Here is a 19,222-nt window from a genome sequence, read left to right as displayed (position 1 = left end):
GTTATCATTGGGCGATGAGATGGCCACCGATACTCGTGCGGCGTTCTCATCATGCTACTTGGTCACTTAGTTGACCCAGCAAAGTATAAGATCATATATAAGAAAGTCAGGATTAATAATAATCAGAAAAGGAAGCAGTACACATGAAAGCTCTCAGCCCAGCCGACCAACTTTTCCTTTGGCTTGAAAAACGCCAACAGCCCATGCACGTTGGTGGTTTGCAGCTATTTTCATTCCCTGAAGGTGCAGGCCCCAAATACGTCACCGAACTTGCTGAATTACTTCGCACCTATTCAGAGCCTGAGTACCCTTTTAACCAGCGACTGACCAAACGCCTGGGCAGCTACTATTGGAAAGAAGATCACCATTTTGACTTAGAGCACCACTTCCGCCATGAAGCGTTACCCAAACCTGGCCGTATTCGTGAACTGCTGACTCACATCTCCGCAGAGCATAGTAACCTGATGGATCGACAGCGACCGCTTTGGGAGTGTCACTTGATTGAAGGGGTCAGGGGGCGGCGTTTCGCGCTCTACAATAAAGCGCATCACTCGCTGATTGATGGAATGTCGGCCATTCGCATGGCCACTCGCGCCCTGTCAAATGACCCGAACGCCAAAGACCTGCCACCATGGTGGGCCATGCAACCAAAAAAACGTGAGGCAACATCGCCTACCGCAACTGACTTTATTAGCAGCCTGACGCAACTGAGTAACTCGGCAGGCAAACAGCTGTCGACGATTCCAACAGTCATTCGAGAGGTCTATAAGTCCGTTCAGCAGGCCAATGAGAACCCTGATACGGTGTCTATTTTCCAGGCTCCCCAATGCATATTGAATGCCCCCATTACCGGGTCACGCCGGTTTGCCGCGCAGTCATACTCGATGGATCGTATCAAAGCGATTGGCAAAGCCATGCGCGCCACCATGAACGATGTAGTCCTGGCCATTTGCGGAAGTGCTTTACGCAACTACCTGATTAATCAACACGCGCTGCCTGACCAACCCCTTATCGCGATGGTGCCCGTGTCATTAAGAAAAGATGACAGCGAGGGCGGTAACCAAATCGCTATGATTCTGGCAAACCTGGGGACACATATTGCAGATCCGAGTGATCGCTTATCCGTAATAAAAGCGTCGGTTAAAGACGCCAAAAAGCGCATGAGTCAAATGACACCAGAAGAGGCCCTCAACTACACCGCACTGACGATGGCCCCCACTGGCCTAAACCTACTGACCGGTTTAGCACCGGGCTTACAAGCCTTTAATGTCGTCATATCTAACGTACCCGGCCCTAAAAAAGCCTGTTACTGGAACGGCGCAAAACTTGAGGGCATGTACCCAGTATCGATTCCATTAGACGGTATCGCACTTAATATTACGTTGCTCAGTTATGAAGACCAGCTTGAGTTTGGCCTTACCGCCTGCCGCCGAACACTGCCTTCTATGCAGCGGCTGCTGGACTACCTTGAAAACGGCATCAAGGAGCTGGAAGTCGCCGCCGACCTATAATCTACTAAATGGCGTAAGCTAGTGGCTAACCGGGAGCGTCACGACAAACGTGGTCTCTCCTGGTCGGCTGGTAAATTGAATCGATCCATCATGCTTATCAATAATGCGCTTGCATATCCCCAACCCTAAGCCGCTCCCCTCACCTGCCGGTTTAGTGGTAAAGAATGACTCATATATTTTGGACTGAATCTCTTGTGGAATACCGCACCCATTATCGGTGATCGTGACGATAATATTTTCACCTTGGTGCGCCGTTTTGATCACCAGTGTTCCGCTATTTTCCATGGCGTATAGCGCATTATGAATCAGGTTGGTCCAGACCTGATTGAGTTCATCGGGGTAACAGGCAATTGGCGGCAAGTCGCCAAACTGTTCAACCACTTCACACCCTTGCTTCAACAAACTCTGATAAAGCACCAGCACCGTTTGAATCCCCTGATTGATATCACTTGAGATCATGTGTCCTGAGTCATCATGGTGGGCAAAGTTCTTTAATGCAAAAACAACCTTTGATGCCCTGCCAATGGCGGTTCTTACTGTCTCGCTGTTACGGCCGATCCCCGTCAGTCGATGAGCCAGCTCAACGACTTTAAAGGCCGACGGCTCAGCCAACGCGGGCAACAAAGGCGTGATCTCACTGCTGATGTCCATATCAACCAGCATATCGGCCAATTCATCACTTCTTTCAAGTTGCTGATCGTCCAGCGCACGCTTAACTTGTCGTTTGATTTTGCGCTCTTCCCGCGTACTACTCACTTTCTCGTGTCGGGCGTTCATCAACAAGTCACACAAAAGCCCTTTGTCCTCAGGGCTGGCCGATGCTAAAAATTCAGGAAGTCCCTCTATGAACAGTGCAAGGTATTTCGATGTATTGCCAACAGAGGCTTTAATCGCGCCCAGCGGGGTATTGATCTCATGCGCGATTCCGGCAACTAACTGACCCAGAGCCGCCATCTTTTCAGAGTGAATAAGCTGCTGCTGACTCTCTTCCAAACCTTCCAGTGCCTGGGTCAGCTCTATGTTTTTTCGGTTCAGCTCTTCGGTACGCTCACTGACTTTCTTTTCGAGTGTTTGGTTGTATTCAGCCTGCTGCTTACGACTCTGCTCTACTTTGACCGCCATATCGGCAAAGTTTCTGGTTAAAACCCCCACCTCGTCTTTGGCATTTGAGGTAATGTTATGAGTATTGGAAAAGTCCCCCGCAGAGAGGTCTTTTGCAAAACGGCTCAGCGAAACAATCGGCGCGACCATACGTAACGATAGCTGGGAGATCAGCAGGTAAGCGACCAACAAAACGGCCGCCCCCAAAAAGTAGGTTTCTATCGCAAGTGCTTTAAGCCTTTGATTGTTCTCCTGTTGGGACTGAGCGACTTGTACATTAAGGCGATCCAGTGAGTAACCAAGCAGCATGTGCCCCCACTTTGAGGGGCCGATGCTAAGAGGAAGCCGGTACACCATAAATGACTCGGCACCCGGCTCCCCTAGAAAGGTAATGGTATGGCCTTTATCAGTGGTTATTGTTTTCACCACCGAGCCGCTATCTGGCGCTACGTAATCCTGTTGCTGCTGTGCTGCATCAGCGGTATGGACATAGACTTTATTGTCTTTGTCCAAAATGACAATATATTCGAGATCCTGGGTATCATCTGTGGCCTGCTGCACTCTATGGGTTAAAGAAAGCAGGTTATAAGAGGCAATATCTTCTGTCACTAACCCTTCCAGGGTTTCGGCCTGAAGGATGGAACGCTGATAAAGGTTTTCTTTCATCAGTGCCGTTAGTTTCTGCAACTCAGCTTCAAACGCCTCTCGCTGCAACGAAACCTGGAGCGAGGTTAATATTCCCAGAGCGATAAAAACGGTGGCACCCGTAATTAATAATAACTTGCCGCGTATCCCTACAGTCACTCAGATCTATCCTCCACACCGTTTGAGGCCACCCCTAATTCAACGAAATCAGGTTTCGCCCTCTGTGTTTTGAGTCATACAACGCCTGATCTGCCCTGATCATCGCGCCACCAATGGTTAATTCTTCTTGCCTCACTTCAGAAAGCCCCATACTGGCGCTAATCGCTATACTATGAGAGCCAACAACCACCTGGCTGGACGATATCGCCTGGCGAACGCGCTCACATATCTCTTTACCATCTTCAAGGGTTGTCTCTGGCATCAACAAAGCAAACTCTTCCCCTCCGATTCGGCCAACAAAGTCATGCTCACGTATCGTCTCAACAATTACATTGGCCACTTGAGCCAGCACCCGATCGCCAACCTGATGTCCGAATGTATCATTGACCTCCTTAAAAAAATCCACATCAAGTATTGCCAACAGTGTCTTTCGCCCATAACGATGCGCTCTTGCTGCTTCTGCATCTGCCCGCTCAAAAAAACAACGGCGATTCATTAACTTGGTTAGCTCATCGGTGGTCGCAAAATATTCCAGCTTTTTGTTGGCTGCAATAAACGTATCATTGAGCTGCTCCTGTTTTCTTAACGCGTCATGTAGCTCCTGAGTACGCCGCTCTACAACCTCTTCAAGTTCTGCACTGTGTTTTTCAAGTGCCCGGTTATACTGGGATATTCGAATCATTCCAGCCAGTATATGGCAGACAGACGATAGAAACTCTCGGGTTTGCGGCCCGTCTTCGTAACTGGCATCAATATAGATATAAAGCGCCCCAACAGGCTTATTTTGCAGGGTGATGGGTGCCACATAATAGCGGGAGTTTGAAGCGTCACTGATCAACTGAACCTGGCTTTCATTTTCACGGAAATCAAGTTTGTTTTCAGGGGCCAGGCCACCATTCAGCTGTGACACCATCACCAGATCCGGCTGAGCTGCAGTTGACCATTCAAGGTCAGCCTGCTCCAGATTGACCGTATAGATAGACCCTTTACCCAGTGTGGTAAAGCAACACGTTGATAAAATAGTCGTTAGCGCTTGAGCAAGTTGCTCTTCAAATGAAGCCTTGGTAATAACCAATTGAAGAACTTGATTTAGAGTACTCTGATAGCACTCCTGCCGCTGTATCTCTTTCTGATCATAATAACTACGCAGCCCGGTTTTCACCGTTAGAATAAGGTCTTCTTCATCCCAGGGTTTAGAAATGTAGCGAAACAGACCAGCCTTGTTAACAGCCTCCCCCACAGATTCTGCGGTCGCTTGCCCCGTCAGCATAATACTATGGGTATTGGGGCGCATATGTTTGATTCTGGCCAGTAGTTCATCACCATACATTCCCCCCATAATCTGATCTGCAATGACCAAAGGAAGTTCTGTCTGGTTTTCATCCAGCTCCTCAAGTATCTCCAGCGCCTCTTCTCCGCTTTCCGCCAACTCTATTTGGTAACGGTCTCCCAAATTATTCATCAGCTGGCTTTTTAAGCTGGAAAGGATAATTCGCTCATCATCGACACAAAGAATAACGGGTCTGCTCATGGTGCTTCCAATGCCATGTTAATAATATTGACTAGCTCTTCTTTACTCCACGGTTTCGTCAGACATGCCGCAAGGTTGGCTTTTGATTTTGCCCGGGCAATAACGTCATTATCCGCATGCCCGGTTAGCATTAACTTGACCGCTTTGGGGTATTTTTTATGCACCGCGATCAAAAATTCGTCACCCTTAACCTTGGGCATCAAGCAGTCAGAGATCACCACCGCAAGGCTGTCTCCACTCTCTTCGAGATCATTGATGACTTCCCAGGCTTCCTCTGCACTTTCTGCTACTTCATAGCAAAACTCAGCCCCTAAACAGTACCTTAATTGCGCTTTTAAGCTCATTAAGATCGTTTTGTCATCATCAACACACAATATAAAAGATTTGCTCATTCAACTACCGACCAAAATAGCCTAAACTGATTACATCATAGACTAAAAAACCATAATAAGAAGACTAAACTTGTTCAGCACGATTAGACTGAAAATATCCCGCCTGCGGTATAAGGCTGCGGCTTGCGCGTTGCTGGCACTCCTGCTGGCAGCACTGCCGTCTGTTGGGCTAAGCCAAGATAGCCTGACGATATATTTCTACAATCCGGAAATTAATACAACCCGTAATGTGGTATTGAAAACCGCATTTGACCAATATCTGCAAGAACAAGGGATATTCCAGTTTCAACCCGTAGATAACAGGCAAACCTTTGAAGCGCTGATAGTTAACGACCTGAATGCGGTTTTCATGATATCTAACTGGCACTATGAGCAACTGCAAGATGGCTTAAACCCAACCTCAGCGGCACTGAGAGGCGTTAAAAACGGCAGCAACACCTACCGCAAATTCCTTGTTGCCCGAAAAGCTGACGCCACTATTGAAGCGATGACCATCGCAACATCCGGTTCTCGCCCGCTGTCTCGATCCATTCTGTCAGATATATACCCTAATCAAACGCCACAGACACTGGCTAAACCAAACTTTCTTATTGTGCCAAAGGACATCGACGCACTGATGGCCGTCGGCTTTGGCTTGGCAGATGCCGCGCTGGCAACTGAGTTAAGCCTTGAGACGTTATCGACACTGTATACCAATCAGTATCAACAACTGCACATTCTCGGAGAGAGCCGTCCACTAAAGCGCCTGCTCGTGGTCTACCATAAAGAGCTAACCCCACTCAAAGCTAAAGCCATTAACACATTGGGCAATATGAGTGAAAGTCGTAAGGGAAAACAAGCACTTAATATTCTTGGGCTGAATGGCTGGCAACAGGTAGACAAAAAACCAAACAAGGATGGGAGGCCAAAGCAATGAACTTGAGGCCAAATAATATACGGACTGGTCGCTACCACAGCGATGACGATAACTATCGCAGCAGTATTGATAAGAGCAATACGGGCGGTAACAGGCACGCCGTGATCGAGCTATTGAGCCGTATACTCTTGTTATCGATGGCGTTATTGCTGGTATCGTGCACTCAGAATCTGGGGTCAAACCTCAATAAGGGTAAAAATGAATCGCCCGGTATAAAAAAGATCCTTGTTATCAACACAAACCGCTCATTGGAGCGCTACAGCGTATCGCAAGCCTCATTTATTGAAACAATAAATTTAGCCTGGGAAAGCACGCTATCTATTAATACTGTCGACCTGCATCATGACAATGCACCAATAGATACCCTGCAAGACATGTTAAATCAGCATCATTATGATGCAATATACTGTATAGGCGCTAAGGCGCTGGGTGCTATAGATTATATCGACCCTGAAACACCGGTCATTTTCAGCTCCGTCTTGAACTGGCGCCGCTTTATTAATCAACCTAACTATTATGGGGTGGCTAGTGAAGTACCACCAGAAGCACAACTCACCTGGTTCAAGCACTTTTTCCCGGCGATAAAAAAAGTCGGTGTACTGTATAGTGCCAATAACCGCAAGCTACTGAAAGATGCGTCACAGGCCGCAAACAAACTATCAATTCAGATTATAGGAGAGGAAGTGAGTTCAGAAGCGAATACCCTTGAGCAAGCAAACGCCCTTTTACAGAAAGTGGATGTTCTCTGGCTCGTTTCGGACTCGACGGTATTGAGTTCAGCTGAAAGTGCACAGCAGCTGTTTGATGCTGCAAATGAGCACAAAACCCCCGTATTTTCCTATAACCCTGTTTTCATTGAAATGGGCGCGGTACTAAGCATTGCCGCAGATGTTCCAACAACTGGCCGCCAAGCTGCATTGATTACTAATAGCCTGCTAAACGCCAGAAATGAACAAACATCCGTTCAATACCCTGCTGGCAGCAGCATCTCACTTAATATGAAGAAGGTTCTTGCTTACGACTTGGAACTTAATAGCAACGCGCTGGATTCAGTCAACGACATTGTAGGAGAGGGAGAATAGGGGGAGAGGGAGAATAGGGGGAGAGGGAAAGGAAGAATAGAAGGGGAGTGAACACAGCAGGGGAGCAAGACGCCAGGCTATCCCCTAGCGCCAGTTCCCCTGCGGTAAACGATAAGCAATAAACGCAGAACTCTAACTTACGTCCATGCCCACTGCATGGTTAACGTTCCAGGTTGCTGATACCCGCCACTAAACGCAGGAAATAGCGTTTTAATGTGTGACGCAAACAGATCAAACATCTCTTTATTTCGTATCGCTTCAGAAGCCTGAATGGCAAAAATAGCCATATCAAAAGGCCCACTTTCTTCGAATTTACTTTTAATTGACGGGTTTGACAGTGGTTCTCCATCTGGCGTCATACAGCAGATCATATCCGGCCCCAGAATATAGATCGGATTGGTCGTGTTCCAACTAAATGCTCCCAGGAATTCATTCAGGTAGGGTAGTTCAAGGATTCCGCTGTCCATTGACACCTGAACTAGCCCTCCGTCCAACGCCCCCACAGACTCCTCTTTAACGGCGATAACTTTTCCCGTCCCAAGAAAGTTGTATTTATGGCCCGCGCCTTTAAGAACCTCGGTCACACTCTCAACAGGAGTTAGAGAATCCAAAGCTCCCCCAATACTTTCCGCTAGCTCGAGCGAACCTCCAACAGCCGTTGCCGTGGGGCCGCTACCCTCATTAAGCTTTTTACCATTAAACGCCCATAGAGCCACTGCGCCAGAATTATATTTGGTGAAATTGGGGTTTGTCGTGAGCACCTGCTGGGCCCAGTCTTCTACTTCTTCAGCGCTATAACCTGACGGGCAAGTGACAGTGGGATTACCAGGTACCCCCACAGCAGATAAGACTGCGGGAGTTGCCGGAACGCCCGATTGAGCATACGTCGTTGATGGTAGAGTAGGAACAGCCCTGCCTGCTCCATTTGCATCAACGAGAGGGATATTGTTCTGAACAGCCACCAACATAGGCACAACGCTATTCGCTGCCCCTACTTCAACCGCAGCAACGTAATCCAATGAACCATACTGATCCGCTACTGCATTAAAGGCTACAGATGCTGCGGTATCAAATGTCATACCTGTAGCACCCTGAGGCGACCCCATTCCTGCAGCAATAGCGATTCCAGCTGAGTCAGCAACCTCATCCATCTCAACCACTTCCACTTTATCTGCACATTTAAAGATATTGTCAATAATAGCTGGGGTTATTGACAAAGGGCCTCCGCCACCACTTCCCAAAAAGCATGCCCCTTTTGCTATGTTCTCTACCGCATCTCTATCCAGTTCACGCATCGATGATCCCCATCCATATTATTCTTCAAGTAAAAGTGTCTCACAGTGGTCTATTATTAATTATCCGAGAACTACAGTTATGTTTAGTGCTGCTTTGATGTATCGCACTACGTTGATGTATAGCAGAAAACCAAAATAACAGGAGCAAAGAATGCCCAAAGATACAATTGAAAACAAAAAGAAAATTAAAGTTATTATTCCTATTGTTCCCACTCAAGTTATTGATGAAGTAAAGCAAGAAGTAGAACAGGTACTAGCACCTGATTTCTCAGCTGATTATATTAACGTAAAGTCTGGCACTTGTTTTATCGAGAGCCGCTATGCTGAATTCTTAAATACTGCTGACATTATTAAGCTCAGCCAGCAAGCGGAAAAAGATGGTTTCGATGCAATTTTTATTGACTGTTTTGGCTCACCCGGTGTGTCTGTTGTCAGGGAACTGGTAGATATACCTGTTCTAGGAGGGTTTGATGGCGCTGTATTAATGGCAATGTCTATAGCACAAAGGTTTTCAATTATAACAGTCGTGCCTAGTGTTGATTCGATGCTTGAATCTCAGGCCCGAGATTTGGGTATTACAGGCAATTTAGCTTCTATAAGAAACGTAAACATACCGGTTAAAGACCTTTCCGATAAAACGAAATTAATTAAACATCTTCTGGAACAAAGCAAGCAAGCCATTACGTCAGATGGAGCTGAAGCGATTGTCTTAGGCTGTACTGGAATGCTTGATGTTGTAACCGCAGTTGCAGACGGACTAAAAGAAATGAAGCTGCCTGCACCTGTCATTGATCCGACATTCGCAGCAATTTGCACATTACAGTCACTGGTTCGTTGTGGGCTTTCTCAAAGTCGCCTAACCTATTACAGGTCAGATGCAAAGTTGGTGACTGATCCGGGCCAGTGCTCGCTTTAGCTGTACGCAAATAGCCATAGTCTCAGGTATTTATCTTTGTTTTTAATAAATACCTGTTTAATTCACCGATAGTCACAGTTTATAGCGGGCTTCGAGCATAAAGCTGACTCCGTCTCTGGGAAAGTCCGATATCATTACACCCGAAGGTGAGGCATCTTCATACTGCACATCAAATAAGTTGTAAACAGATGCCGTAACCTCAAGGTTCGTTATATAGTTTTGCCAGTTAAGCGCAATGTCGGTGGTCACTGAATCAGGGACATCTGAACGAGGATCGCTGGCAGCTCTGCTGGTGCTTCCTCTGTATAGAACCCCCACATAACTATTAAAGAATTTTGAGTGCCTGTAATTAAATGATGCGTTTGCCTTGTGCAACGGCACATCAGGGGCACGCTCATTTGTAAGCTCATTGACCGGGTATTGGTACGTATAGTTTAGAGCAACACTTGACCCTTCTCTGAGCCTGGACTTAAGCTCCATCTCAATACCGTTTACTTTCAGCTTTCCCACATTACCCGAAACATTAACTGCAGATGAAGAAGCCGAAGGCGCAGCCGCAATAAGGTTCTCAATATTATTTCTAAAACCAGTAACACGAAAGTTCAATCTTTTCGTTACATCTCCGTTAACACCTAATTCAAAGGTGTCAATTTCTTCAGGCTGAACTTCCGGATTGCCCTCTATCAGTGGGTTATTCGTGTTATAAAGCTCCCCAAATGTGGGGGCTCTAAATGCTGAGCCATAGACAGCTACTATGTTATAGTTTTCTACAAACTCCCATGTAAGGCTTGTTCGCGGGTTAAAAGAGCTGCCAAAATCACTATAGTTATCATATCTACCGCCAATAATCAGCCTGACATTTTCTTGCATATCCCATATGTCTTGCAGATAAATGGCACTAATGTTCCTATTGTGACTTCCATTCCAGTTCCATCGATTTGATATATCCTCGATAGCGCCTAATGGGGCCCCTGTAACCGGGTTAAAGTTTGCAAAAAACTGCACATCGAACTGGCTCTGATGCTCGGCCATAACACCGGCAAGCAGCTTATGCTGACCCAAGATGTGCTCTGCCTGAACCTCGCCACCAATTCTCTCTTGAGTTATCGGAGATCTTCCCCACATTCCGTTGGGAAATGCAGGAATAGCTCCGGCGGGGTATATTTCCCAGTTGTTATCGGAAGCAAAGTGATCATAATAAACCTTGCTACTCAGGCTAGTATTACTGCTCAAAGAGCTGACATACCCCAGCTCAACAAAATACTCTTCATATTGCTGTTCAGAGTTATCATTGAGTGCATTAACAGCCCCGACATAAGGGCCACTATTGCGTTTCAAGTATTTGCCATGAAGCGATAAACCGGCATAATCCAGATTGATGCCCAGCTCATAGCGCTCGTTCCAGTCATTAGTATTGCCTGATGCGCCAACAGAATCTGATTCAACATGCTCACCAAATCCATCGGTATCATAGGCATTAAGGTTGATCGCAAAATCAACATCTCCAACCCTGTTCCCTGTCAGCACATTAAACTTCTTAGTGTCGCCACTTCCACCGGCCGCAGATAGAATGGTTCCGTTAACATCTGGAGAGCGCTTGGTAATAATATTAATCACCGCAACAAATGCATTTGCTCCATAGAGCGCAGAGCCTGGCCCCCTGACTATTTCGACTCGTTTAATATCGTCCACTATAAAATTGTGAAACGACCACGTTCCTCCACCATTAACCAAATTGTTATTGGTTGGGTGCCCGTTTATAAGAAAAAGCACTTTTTCACTGTATTCTGTTTTAACCCCTCGAACCTCAACAGATGGTAACCCTATATTAATTTTATTAATGCCAAAGCCAGGAATACGCTTCAGCCCATCCATTAAGTTTCGCGCCCCCATATTTTTCAAGTCTTCAGATGTCAGCACCGAGACAGTCGCACCACTCTTTTTAATATCTTCCAAAGTCTTTGTTGCCGTTGTGACATAAGTCTCTTCTTGCAGCCAAAGAACCTCCTCTTCCAGCGCAGATAAAACCTGATCATCTACTTCATTTTCTACTGCAACTGCCACACCCGCATTGGTCAACAGTAATGCCAGTAGTGAACACCTTATGTCACCCTGTATCGCCTTTCCCATTTCCGCCTCTTGCCCCGTGTTTTTGTAAGGTGTTGTTTAATAAACCTCTACATCAAATAATAGCTTATGCATTTGAATCTGCAGTTAATAATGCTTGTATCTGTGCGCAATAAAAACAAAATACCATACGCTGGTTGCCAAAAAATAAGACAAGAAGGTACACAACAACATAAAGCCGACGATTATCACACTTTAATTTTACTGTCCGAGATATACTGATCTAAGAGCGTTTATAAACGCGTCTAAAAAATAAAAATAATCAGAGATCACTATGAATTCGAATAATGCGATGCAAAACACTGCATCAGTGCGTTTTCTTGTTGTTGAAGATCACCCTCTGTTTCTGGAGGGGCTAACACTCGCGCTACAAAAAATCCCTGCTGCAACGGTGCAGTCAGTTGGCAGCACTAAAGCAGCACAGTCTGTATTGGCACAACCTACCGATTTCGACCTGATTTTGCTCGACCTTAACCTGCCTGATGGGCAAGGGCTTTCACTGTTACGTTACATTCAATTAAAAAAGCTGTTTATTCCCGTCGCCATTATATCGGCCTCGGAAGAGCATTCAGACGTCTCATCAGCGATGGCTGCCGGGGCGGCAGGATTCATTAGCAAAGCCAACAATAGCACTGCAATAGTCTCAGCCATTGAGAATATATTAGCTGGCGAGCCGTGTTTGCCTGACTTTTACAGTGTAGATAACGACACTCCAACGACCACGCAATATAGCCTTACTGCACGACAAGCAGACGTGCTGACGCTGTTGGCAAAAGGGCTACCCAACAAACGAATTTGCCAGCATTTAGAGCTGACCGAGCACACGGTGAAGACACATCTTAAAACCCTGTTTCAGATACTCGACGTTCATAACCGTACAGAGTGCGTGCAAAAAGCCGTTAAACTGGGCTTGTTACAATAGCTTCGGGGTCACCGTCCGGGGCCTCATCAGCAACGGTATATTGGTGCTTTATATCTAACAGATGACTCAGAATCAGTTTTAACTTTGCAGGTTTTAGCGGTTTATAGGCCACCAATATATCGCCATCTACTCCAGATTCAAGATCCAGCTCTGTGCTTGCCGATAGCAACAGTGCTGGTATCTGCACCCCGTAGCACTGCCGCAGTTGCCGAATCAATTCAATACCATTGGTATTCGTTGCATTTAAATACTGATAATCGGCAATAATCACATCAGGCACAATAGTTTGCCCTAACGCCTCCCGCGTCTCATGCTCCTTGGCGGCTTTCAGGGCTTGGTCAGGTGAGCTGAACGCCGCCACCTGATAACTCCACCCCTTAACCAGACTCGACATTGAGTTGAGAATTTCAGGGTCATCATCAATAATTGTGAGCTGCTTGCAACGCTTCCTCTGGTTTGGGCGTTGCTCTTGGCAGAAGGGACGCTGAGCGGGTTTAGCCAATGCCTTCCCGTGCTTCGAACTAATCTCTTGCGCAATTATCCGGCCAACCGGCAGCCGTAACGAAAACTGGCAGCCTTGATGTTGCGACGATGTTAAACTCAGCTCACCACCCAATATCTCTGCTAACTGTTTAACCACCGCCAAGCCCACTCCTAGCCCAGAACCATGACGAGCGAGCGAGTTGAACTCTTTAAACACGTTGGACTGCTCTGATTTCGCAATACCTATACCGTCATCGATAACCAGAATATCAACTCTTTCTTCTTTTCCTGCGCCAGATTTACGCAAGCTAATTATTACCTGCGTCGCCTGACTATGTTTAACCGCATTCTCTAACAGATTTCGTAATATCCGCGTCAATAACAAGGGGTCGGTATAGGCCCACACATTGGCCTCCTCTCGTATCTCCAGCTGAATACCCGCTGCCTCACACCGGGGCTGATACTCAGTAACAAGCATATGAAGAAGCTCGTCACACGCCACATTTTTGTTGCGTGGTTTTATCACACCCACGCTTAATCTGGAGATATCGAATAACGATCCAAGCAGGTCTTGCAACTGAGTAATCGACAGTTGGAGCCGCCCCATGGTGTCTCGCTGACCGTCTTCACTAAGCCTTGTAGAAAGGTTTTCTGCCAACAGGTTCATGGCATGAAGAGGCTGTCGTAATTCATGGCTAGCCGTCGCCACCAATTTAGTTTTCTGCTCGCTCTCCCTCTCGGCTTTCGCATGTGAAAATTCCAATAGCAGCTGCCCAAGAAAATGGGTGCGCTGGGAGTGCTCTTGAAGGTAACTTCCTACACCACCAATAATATTCGCCGTGATCAGGAAGAAACTGTTATAAACCAGCTCCTGCTGCGAGACCTCTGCGATATGGATTCCGGCAAGATAGAGTAGGAAAATAAACCACGAAGTAGATATTGCCCCAAGGAAAGGCACCCGCATGACAAAGTAGCCGTACATTAATAGCAATAACAATCCATCATAAGGCATATAAACCTGCTGCAATCGAGCACTCATAATGATGGCGATAACCGCTAAGCCAGAAAGAAAGTAGCACCCACTATATAAAGCAAAGAACAGCCTGGGTTTAACAGGCTGATAGCTCAACCATATCAATATTAGAATCAGCGGACAGATAAAAAACAGCCTGATGCTAATCGTCCACTGCGAAACAAAGTCAGGGAATAACTGATAGTCCAGTACAGAATACGATAGGAAAATAGCCAAACTGATCCAACCCACCGGTCGGGATCGTTTTGTCAGCCACTGGTAGTAATACTGCTGATACACTTTTTCAATGGCTGGCAAAAAGCGCAGGTTGCGAAACCCTTGAGCCAGATCTCGCTTTACATCCTCTTCATTGAGGCCTTTTATCCAACGAGACATAGAAGCATATTTTTTATTATTGAGCATAATGGTCTTGGTCGGTTTGCTCAAAAATAAATCAAGCTGGCAAAAAAAGCATCATAAATAAGAGGTACAGGCGAACCACTTTACTTAATGCCGACTAACTTTATTTCCGACTAGCTTTATTTCCGATTAACTTTAACACCAGCTAAGACGAGCTGTTTAAGTCTCTTACTTTAGCCTGAGTGAGCTCTTTTTCAGTATTAAAATAGCGTGCTCTCAGCAACTCCAACTGATATGCCTGATCTTTATCAGCAAGCCCCGCCCCCAGCAGTTGTTGTTTTTCTGACTGGTACGCTTGGTAACGCTGGTCAAACTCCCGTTGTTGCTGCTGAAAAGCAATCATTTCATTGGCGACATCTTCGGCGTATCCTTCGTCCGCCAATTGCTGCTTTAGGGCCTCCTCATTGCCCGACGATATCACCTGATGCATCGCCCGATTTTTTTCAGCGTCAGCCATCACCGTTTCTTCGGTCTTTCTAACTATATCGGGCAGTTTTTCCCGATAGTACTGAGTCAGCGCAGCTTTCTCGTCCACAGACAATGTGTCGTCATTTTGAACCTTAATAGACGCAAGCGTGTACTCTCCATATGCTTCTTCTAAAGCAAAAAAAGCAGTAACCGCTTCATCACTCATGGTTTCACGGCGAATGGATTTGAGCGTCTGAAACGTCTTTTCCAGCGTCTCTATCTGATATTGTTTGGTTTGTTGAGCTTTAGGCAGCAGCGGTTTTGCCATCAATTCGACCGCACGATTTTTATACGCCAGGTACTCGCCAAGCAGCTGCATTGCCTGGTCAACCGCCTCAGGAGGCAAATGACTGGAGGCAATTTTTTGCATTTCTGCAACGGCCACATCTGGCGTCACTTCGCCTACGGTATTAAGAAAATAATCAAAGAAGTCTTTCACTTCAATATCAACAACAAGATTCCCGGCAGCATCTAATTTCAACTGGCCATCAATCTCGGTTCCCTCGAGTGAAGGGGCAAATGAGCGGGGTAATTGCCGCGGTGTTGCAATAGGTTCAGAACCACTGACTGGGTTGGGCTGGGAATGCGGAATAGCCGCTCTAACATTGAGCGTAGGCTGCCCGTTATCATACTGATTGCGGCCAGGAGCCTTTGACTCTGCTGCCGCGATCTCGCGCTCAACACCCTCTCCTCCCTGCTGAAAGCTCACAACACCGGCAATAATACCTACGGCAAGCGCAGACACACTGAACACCGCAACCGTTTTCATCCGCTTTTTGTTGTTCATTAAACTCTCTCAATTTTTGTTATTTTATTGCTAAAGCCATCAAAAGCGACAGAGAGAGTGTTGCTCTGCCTCTCTGCCAAGTGCCTCATTTCCTTAACGACTACTCCTTAACAACGACTCCTTAACAACCACTCCTTAACAACTACAGTCCTTTGTTTTTAAGGCGGTTGGCCTGACTTCGGTACAATGAGATTGGGTTAGTCCAGATAGAACGGACACCAAAAAGGTGGTTAATGGCATCTACGTGGTTAAGCTCGTAACTGGTGCTGATAACCTTCCCCATTTTGGTCGCACAAGCGGCAACCAAACCATCATTATCCTCTCCCCAACCAAAGGCGTTGGAGGTAATAAGCAAAAATGCATCCGCAGGGTCCAATATGTTGGTCCACGGAGTCTTACCACTCCATGAGAACATTTTTATATTATTGCCACTAATCAATACGTTTTCAGAAGAACCACTGCAATAGGTACGGTTAACGCCTTTCCAGCCAAGCGCATCATTAAGTGCGATAGTGCCGCGAGTGGTCAGTGTTTCCAAGGCAGCAATGCCATCCTGAGGGTTGCTGCTTGAAGAGAGCTCTCCAACAATATTCCCCAGTGCTATTGCAATAGCATCTGCACCACCTTCGACACTAGAGCCTGGTGGGATGATGTCACGAACAACATCCGCCACTTTAGAGCCATAGTTGACGCCGTTAATCGAGGTAATAGAAGCAATTTTACTCGGTACAATTGAAGCAGCTACACGAGAAGTAGGTGCGCCCTGGCTATGAGCCATCAGGTTAACCTTACTTTCCCCCAGACCAGATATAAAATTGGCTAGCTGTTCACCTCGCGCTTCACTTGAGTTTACAAATGAAACACTCACCGTGTACACCTTTGCACCATCACGTTCGAGGTTATATGGAACTTTGTGGAAGTAGTTTACAAGGCCGCCAAGGGTGTCAAACCCGGTCACACCATGAACCAGCACAATGGGGTATTTAGTTTTTGTATATCCCCACCAGGCATGAGAGTTTGACGCGACCATCGCAAGAGATAAGCACATCATTGTGAGCATGAGTTTACGCATTAGTGTCTCCATGTTTTATTTTTATTTAAAGTGATCAAATTGCGCATTTGAACGGCTTATTCTATTTCGCCTGATCACACGACGGTATCGCCCATTTGGGGGAGGTGCTAGGTGTGTTGGTTGGTGGAGGTGCTAGGTGTTGATTGAGGGAGGCAAGTGCAACTTATGCAGATTCGAAAACCGGTGTTAGAATAGGTCGCCGCTAACGGCTCGGTTTTATTACAATCCGGTTTATTACTATCATTAGTAAGCACTATCATTCACAAGCACTTTACGAGAGACAAGGTCATGAGCGACAAAGGTGAGATTAAGCTGGACACGTACGAGCAAAAAGTCAGTTATGGGTTCGGCTGGCAATTTGGTCGCCAGTTGCATAAAAATAATTTCGAAGGGCTCGACATCAACGCGGTTGTAGCAGCAATTAAACAGTGCTACGAAGGTCAACCCAGTCTGCTCAACGACAAAGAACTCGACAAAGCCTATGACGCTGTTAAAGACAAAATGAAAGCGGCCAAAGCTGAGCAGGAAAAAAACCTTAAAGCGCTTAACGAACAGTTTCTGGCAGAAAATGCCAAGCGAGAAGGCGTCACCGTTACTGAATCAGGTCTGCAATATGAAGTAATAGAAGAGGGAACAGGGGCCAAACCAGCCGCCACATCGGTTGTACGCACCCACTACCATGGCTCATTTATTAATGGCCAGGTATTTGATAGTTCCGTGACACGCAACGAACCTGCAGAGTTTGCACTCAGTGAGGTCATTCCCGGTTGGACAGAAGCCCTGCAAATGATGAAGGTGGGCAGTAAGTGGCGTATCGCAGTACCCGCCAGCATCGGCTATGGTGAAGCCGGTTCCCCCCCTGTTATTCCCGGCGGTAGCACGCTTGTGTTTGAAATTAACTTACTCGACATAGTCGAATAAAAATTGACTATACTGAGAGTGCTCATAACCCCTGTCACTCTAGCTCAGGCATAAGATGACAATAAGAAAAGAAAAAAGGAGATTTTTCATGCCACTTATTAAAGCAATAACCGCTGCGCTGCTGATTCTCACTGCCTCGTTGGTGTCTGCGGAGCAACCTCTAACAGGAAAGCAAATCCAACAGTGGCTCAACTCCATTGATGAAATTCAGAAATGGGCGGAAGGCCAGGAAGCACTTGGCGACATACCTGATGGCCCTAACGACCCATTTACCGTAGAGGCCATGATCAACCAACTCAAAGCCGCCAACCTTTATGACGAGGCAGAGGACGTGGTTGAGAAAAGCGGTTTTGATTCGCCGGAAGAGTGGGCTGAAATCCAGATGCGAATCGTCAAGGCGATGATTTCACTGGAAATTGAAAAAGAGAATATGAACGTTGATATTCAGGCTCAACTGGATCAGATCAAAAATGATCCATCCATTCCGCCTGAGCAAAAAGAGATGATGTTGAATATGATGCAGTCATCCATGTCGATGATGCAGTCCATGTCCAATGCTTCTCCAGCAGATAAGGCAGCCATCAAGCCATACCTCCCGCAAATAAGGGAAAAGCTGGATAGTGATGATATGAATAACTAATCAGGGTTGTTTTTCCCCGCCTTCGGCCTCAACATTGCCTGCTACTGAAAAACCAACATAAGGTTATTAGCAGGCATCTGATGTCGCTCTCTAAGCGTTAAATTAAATGAGGCCAAGGTATCCTGCACCGTTTCAATATCCTTAATACCGCTATCCGGGTCTCTCGCTTTTAACCACTTATCGAATTGACGATTGCCTTCCCCTGTATATTTTCCTCCCTCATTGAACGGCCCATAAATACAAAATACACCACCCTGCTTTAACGCCTTTGCACCACCTGTTAGCAAAGCCTCTGCAATGTGCCAGCCGACAAAATGAATCGTATTCGCTGTAAACACCGCATCATAGGCCATCGCAACCGGCCAGTGGTTTTGCGTAACATCTAGCTCAATGGGCTCACACAGGTTATCCAGCTGAGCCTCTTGCCACCATAGCTTCATTCCTGGCAAACACGCCCTTAAATCGCTGGGTTGCCATTTCAGGTGGCGGAAACGCTCAGCCAAATATACGCCATGTTGCCCAGTGCCGCTGCCTAGTTCCAATACCGTTGTGGCATCACGCAAAACATTTCCCAGAACATCGGCAATAGGCTGTTGGTTTCTTAAACAGGCTTCAGCAATCGGTTTCATCTGCTCTCCACTACTCGCTTATCATCAATGTTGATTTTACTGAACATTCCCCCTAACATCGCCAATGCTTAATTTCTCGCTGCATTAGCGTGAATATCATCACTAGAGGCCTTTGCACGACGTTACGAGCGAAATAAAGACAAGGCAAAAAATGAAGAAAAAGCGCAGTTTATGAGTAATAAATGAGCATTTT

General features: G+C 46.4%; 16 protein-coding genes. 7 read left to right on the top strand and 9 right to left on the bottom strand.

What is annotated here, in order from left to right; genetic code table 11:
- Positions 1–143 precede the first annotated feature (143 nt).
- Positions 144–1,511, top strand: coding sequence for a WS/DGAT/MGAT family O-acyltransferase (locus MY523_RS18900; protein ID WP_250656233.1), 1,368 nt, complete (start codon positions 144–146; stop codon positions 1,509–1,511).
- A gap of 18 nt (positions 1,512–1,529) precedes the next feature.
- Here the strand turns inward: MY523_RS18900 and MY523_RS18895 are convergent, their stop codons facing one another.
- From MY523_RS18895 to MY523_RS18885, 3 genes are read right to left on the bottom strand one after another with little or no spacing between them, the layout of a single operon-like run.
- Positions 1,530–3,416 carry a sensor histidine kinase gene (locus tag MY523_RS18895; RefSeq protein ID WP_250656232.1) on the bottom strand — a complete coding sequence of 629 codons (1,887 nt, stop codon included), beginning with the start codon at positions 3,414–3,416 and terminating at the stop codon, positions 1,530–1,532.
- Between the two features lie 34 nt (positions 3,417–3,450).
- Complete coding sequence (locus MY523_RS18890) at positions 3,451–4,947, bottom strand: GGDEF domain-containing response regulator (protein WP_250656231.1); 1,497 nt, start codon at positions 4,945–4,947, stop codon at positions 3,451–3,453.
- Entirely contained in the window at positions 4,944–5,339 is a 396-nt protein-coding gene (locus tag MY523_RS18885) for a response regulator (RefSeq protein ID WP_250656230.1), read from the bottom strand. The genes MY523_RS18890 and MY523_RS18885 overlap by 4 nt, the downstream gene beginning before the upstream one ends.
- 70 nt (positions 5,340–5,409) lie before the next feature.
- Between MY523_RS18885 and MY523_RS18880 the strand changes: the two genes are divergently transcribed.
- Together MY523_RS18880 and MY523_RS18875 are read left to right on the top strand one after the other, a co-directional pair.
- Complete coding sequence (locus MY523_RS18880; protein ID WP_250656229.1) at positions 5,410–6,255, top strand: PhnD/SsuA/transferrin family substrate-binding protein; 846 nt, start codon at positions 5,410–5,412, stop codon at positions 6,253–6,255.
- Positions 6,252–7,337 (top strand): ABC transporter substrate-binding protein, encoded by a 1,086-nt coding sequence (locus MY523_RS18875; RefSeq protein ID WP_250656228.1) that lies wholly within the window; start codon positions 6,252–6,254, stop codon positions 7,335–7,337. Before MY523_RS18880 ends, MY523_RS18875 begins: the two co-directional genes overlap by 4 nt.
- Before the next feature lie 137 nt (positions 7,338–7,474).
- Here the strand turns inward: MY523_RS18875 and MY523_RS18870 are convergent, their stop codons facing one another.
- A complete protein-coding gene (locus tag MY523_RS18870) occupies positions 7,475–8,632 on the bottom strand; it encodes an S-methyl thiohydantoin desulfurase domain-containing protein (RefSeq protein WP_250656227.1) in 1,158 nt (385 codons plus the stop codon).
- A 151-nt stretch (positions 8,633–8,783) separates the two neighbouring features.
- Between MY523_RS18870 and MY523_RS18865 the strand changes: the two genes are divergently transcribed.
- On the top strand, positions 8,784–9,548 hold the full coding sequence (locus MY523_RS18865) for an aspartate/glutamate racemase family protein (protein ID WP_250656226.1): 765 nt from the start codon (positions 8,784–8,786) through the stop codon (positions 9,546–9,548).
- A 72-nt stretch (positions 9,549–9,620) separates the two neighbouring features.
- Here MY523_RS18865 and MY523_RS18860 read toward each other — a convergent pair whose 3' ends face one another.
- Positions 9,621–11,678, bottom strand: coding sequence for a TonB-dependent receptor plug domain-containing protein (locus MY523_RS18860; RefSeq protein WP_250656225.1), 2,058 nt, complete (start codon positions 11,676–11,678; stop codon positions 9,621–9,623).
- Between the two features lie 271 nt (positions 11,679–11,949).
- Here MY523_RS18860 and MY523_RS18855 point away from each other — a divergent pair, with 271 nt between their 5' ends.
- Positions 11,950–12,597: a response regulator transcription factor gene (locus MY523_RS18855; RefSeq protein ID WP_250656224.1), complete on the top strand. Its 648-nt coding sequence runs from the start codon at positions 11,950–11,952 to the stop codon at positions 12,595–12,597.
- On the opposite strand, the gene MY523_RS18850 is transcribed toward MY523_RS18855, so the two are convergent.
- The 3 genes from MY523_RS18850 to MY523_RS18840 form a co-directional block, all read right to left on the bottom strand.
- Entirely contained in the window at positions 12,575–14,488 is a 1,914-nt protein-coding gene (locus MY523_RS18850; protein WP_250656223.1) for an ATP-binding response regulator, read from the bottom strand. The genes MY523_RS18855 and MY523_RS18850 overlap by 23 nt on opposite strands.
- Before the next feature lie 169 nt (positions 14,489–14,657).
- Entirely contained in the window at positions 14,658–15,767 is a 1,110-nt protein-coding gene (locus tag MY523_RS18845) for a lipase secretion chaperone (RefSeq protein ID WP_250656222.1), read from the bottom strand.
- Positions 15,768–15,909: 142 nt separating this feature from the next.
- Positions 15,910–16,839 carry a lipase family alpha/beta hydrolase gene (locus MY523_RS18840; protein WP_250656221.1) on the bottom strand — a complete coding sequence of 310 codons (930 nt, stop codon included), beginning with the start codon at positions 16,837–16,839 and terminating at the stop codon, positions 15,910–15,912.
- Positions 16,840–17,127: 288 nt separating this feature from the next.
- On the opposite strand from MY523_RS18840, the gene bamJ reads away from it, so the two are divergent.
- Positions 17,128–17,760 carry a BamJ family beta-barrel-assembly machinery protein gene (bamJ, locus tag MY523_RS18835; RefSeq protein ID WP_250656220.1) on the top strand — a complete coding sequence of 211 codons (633 nt, stop codon included), beginning with the start codon at positions 17,128–17,130 and terminating at the stop codon, positions 17,758–17,760.
- Between the two features lie 88 nt (positions 17,761–17,848).
- Complete coding sequence (locus MY523_RS18830) at positions 17,849–18,400, top strand: hypothetical protein (RefSeq protein WP_250656219.1); 552 nt, start codon at positions 17,849–17,851, stop codon at positions 18,398–18,400.
- A 41-nt stretch (positions 18,401–18,441) separates the two neighbouring features.
- Here the strand turns inward: MY523_RS18830 and MY523_RS18825 are convergent, their stop codons facing one another.
- On the bottom strand, positions 18,442–19,029 hold the full coding sequence (locus MY523_RS18825; protein ID WP_250656218.1) for a DUF938 domain-containing protein: 588 nt from the start codon (positions 19,027–19,029) through the stop codon (positions 18,442–18,444).
- Between the last annotated feature and the right edge of the window lie 193 nt (positions 19,030–19,222).

This window comes from Alkalimarinus coralli (genome assembly GCF_023650515.1).
Lineage (GTDB): Bacteria > Pseudomonadota > Gammaproteobacteria > Pseudomonadales > Oleiphilaceae > Alkalimarinus > Alkalimarinus coralli.
Note: the sequence above shows the minus strand (reverse complement) of the source record. Positions and strands in the feature narration are given on the sequence as shown.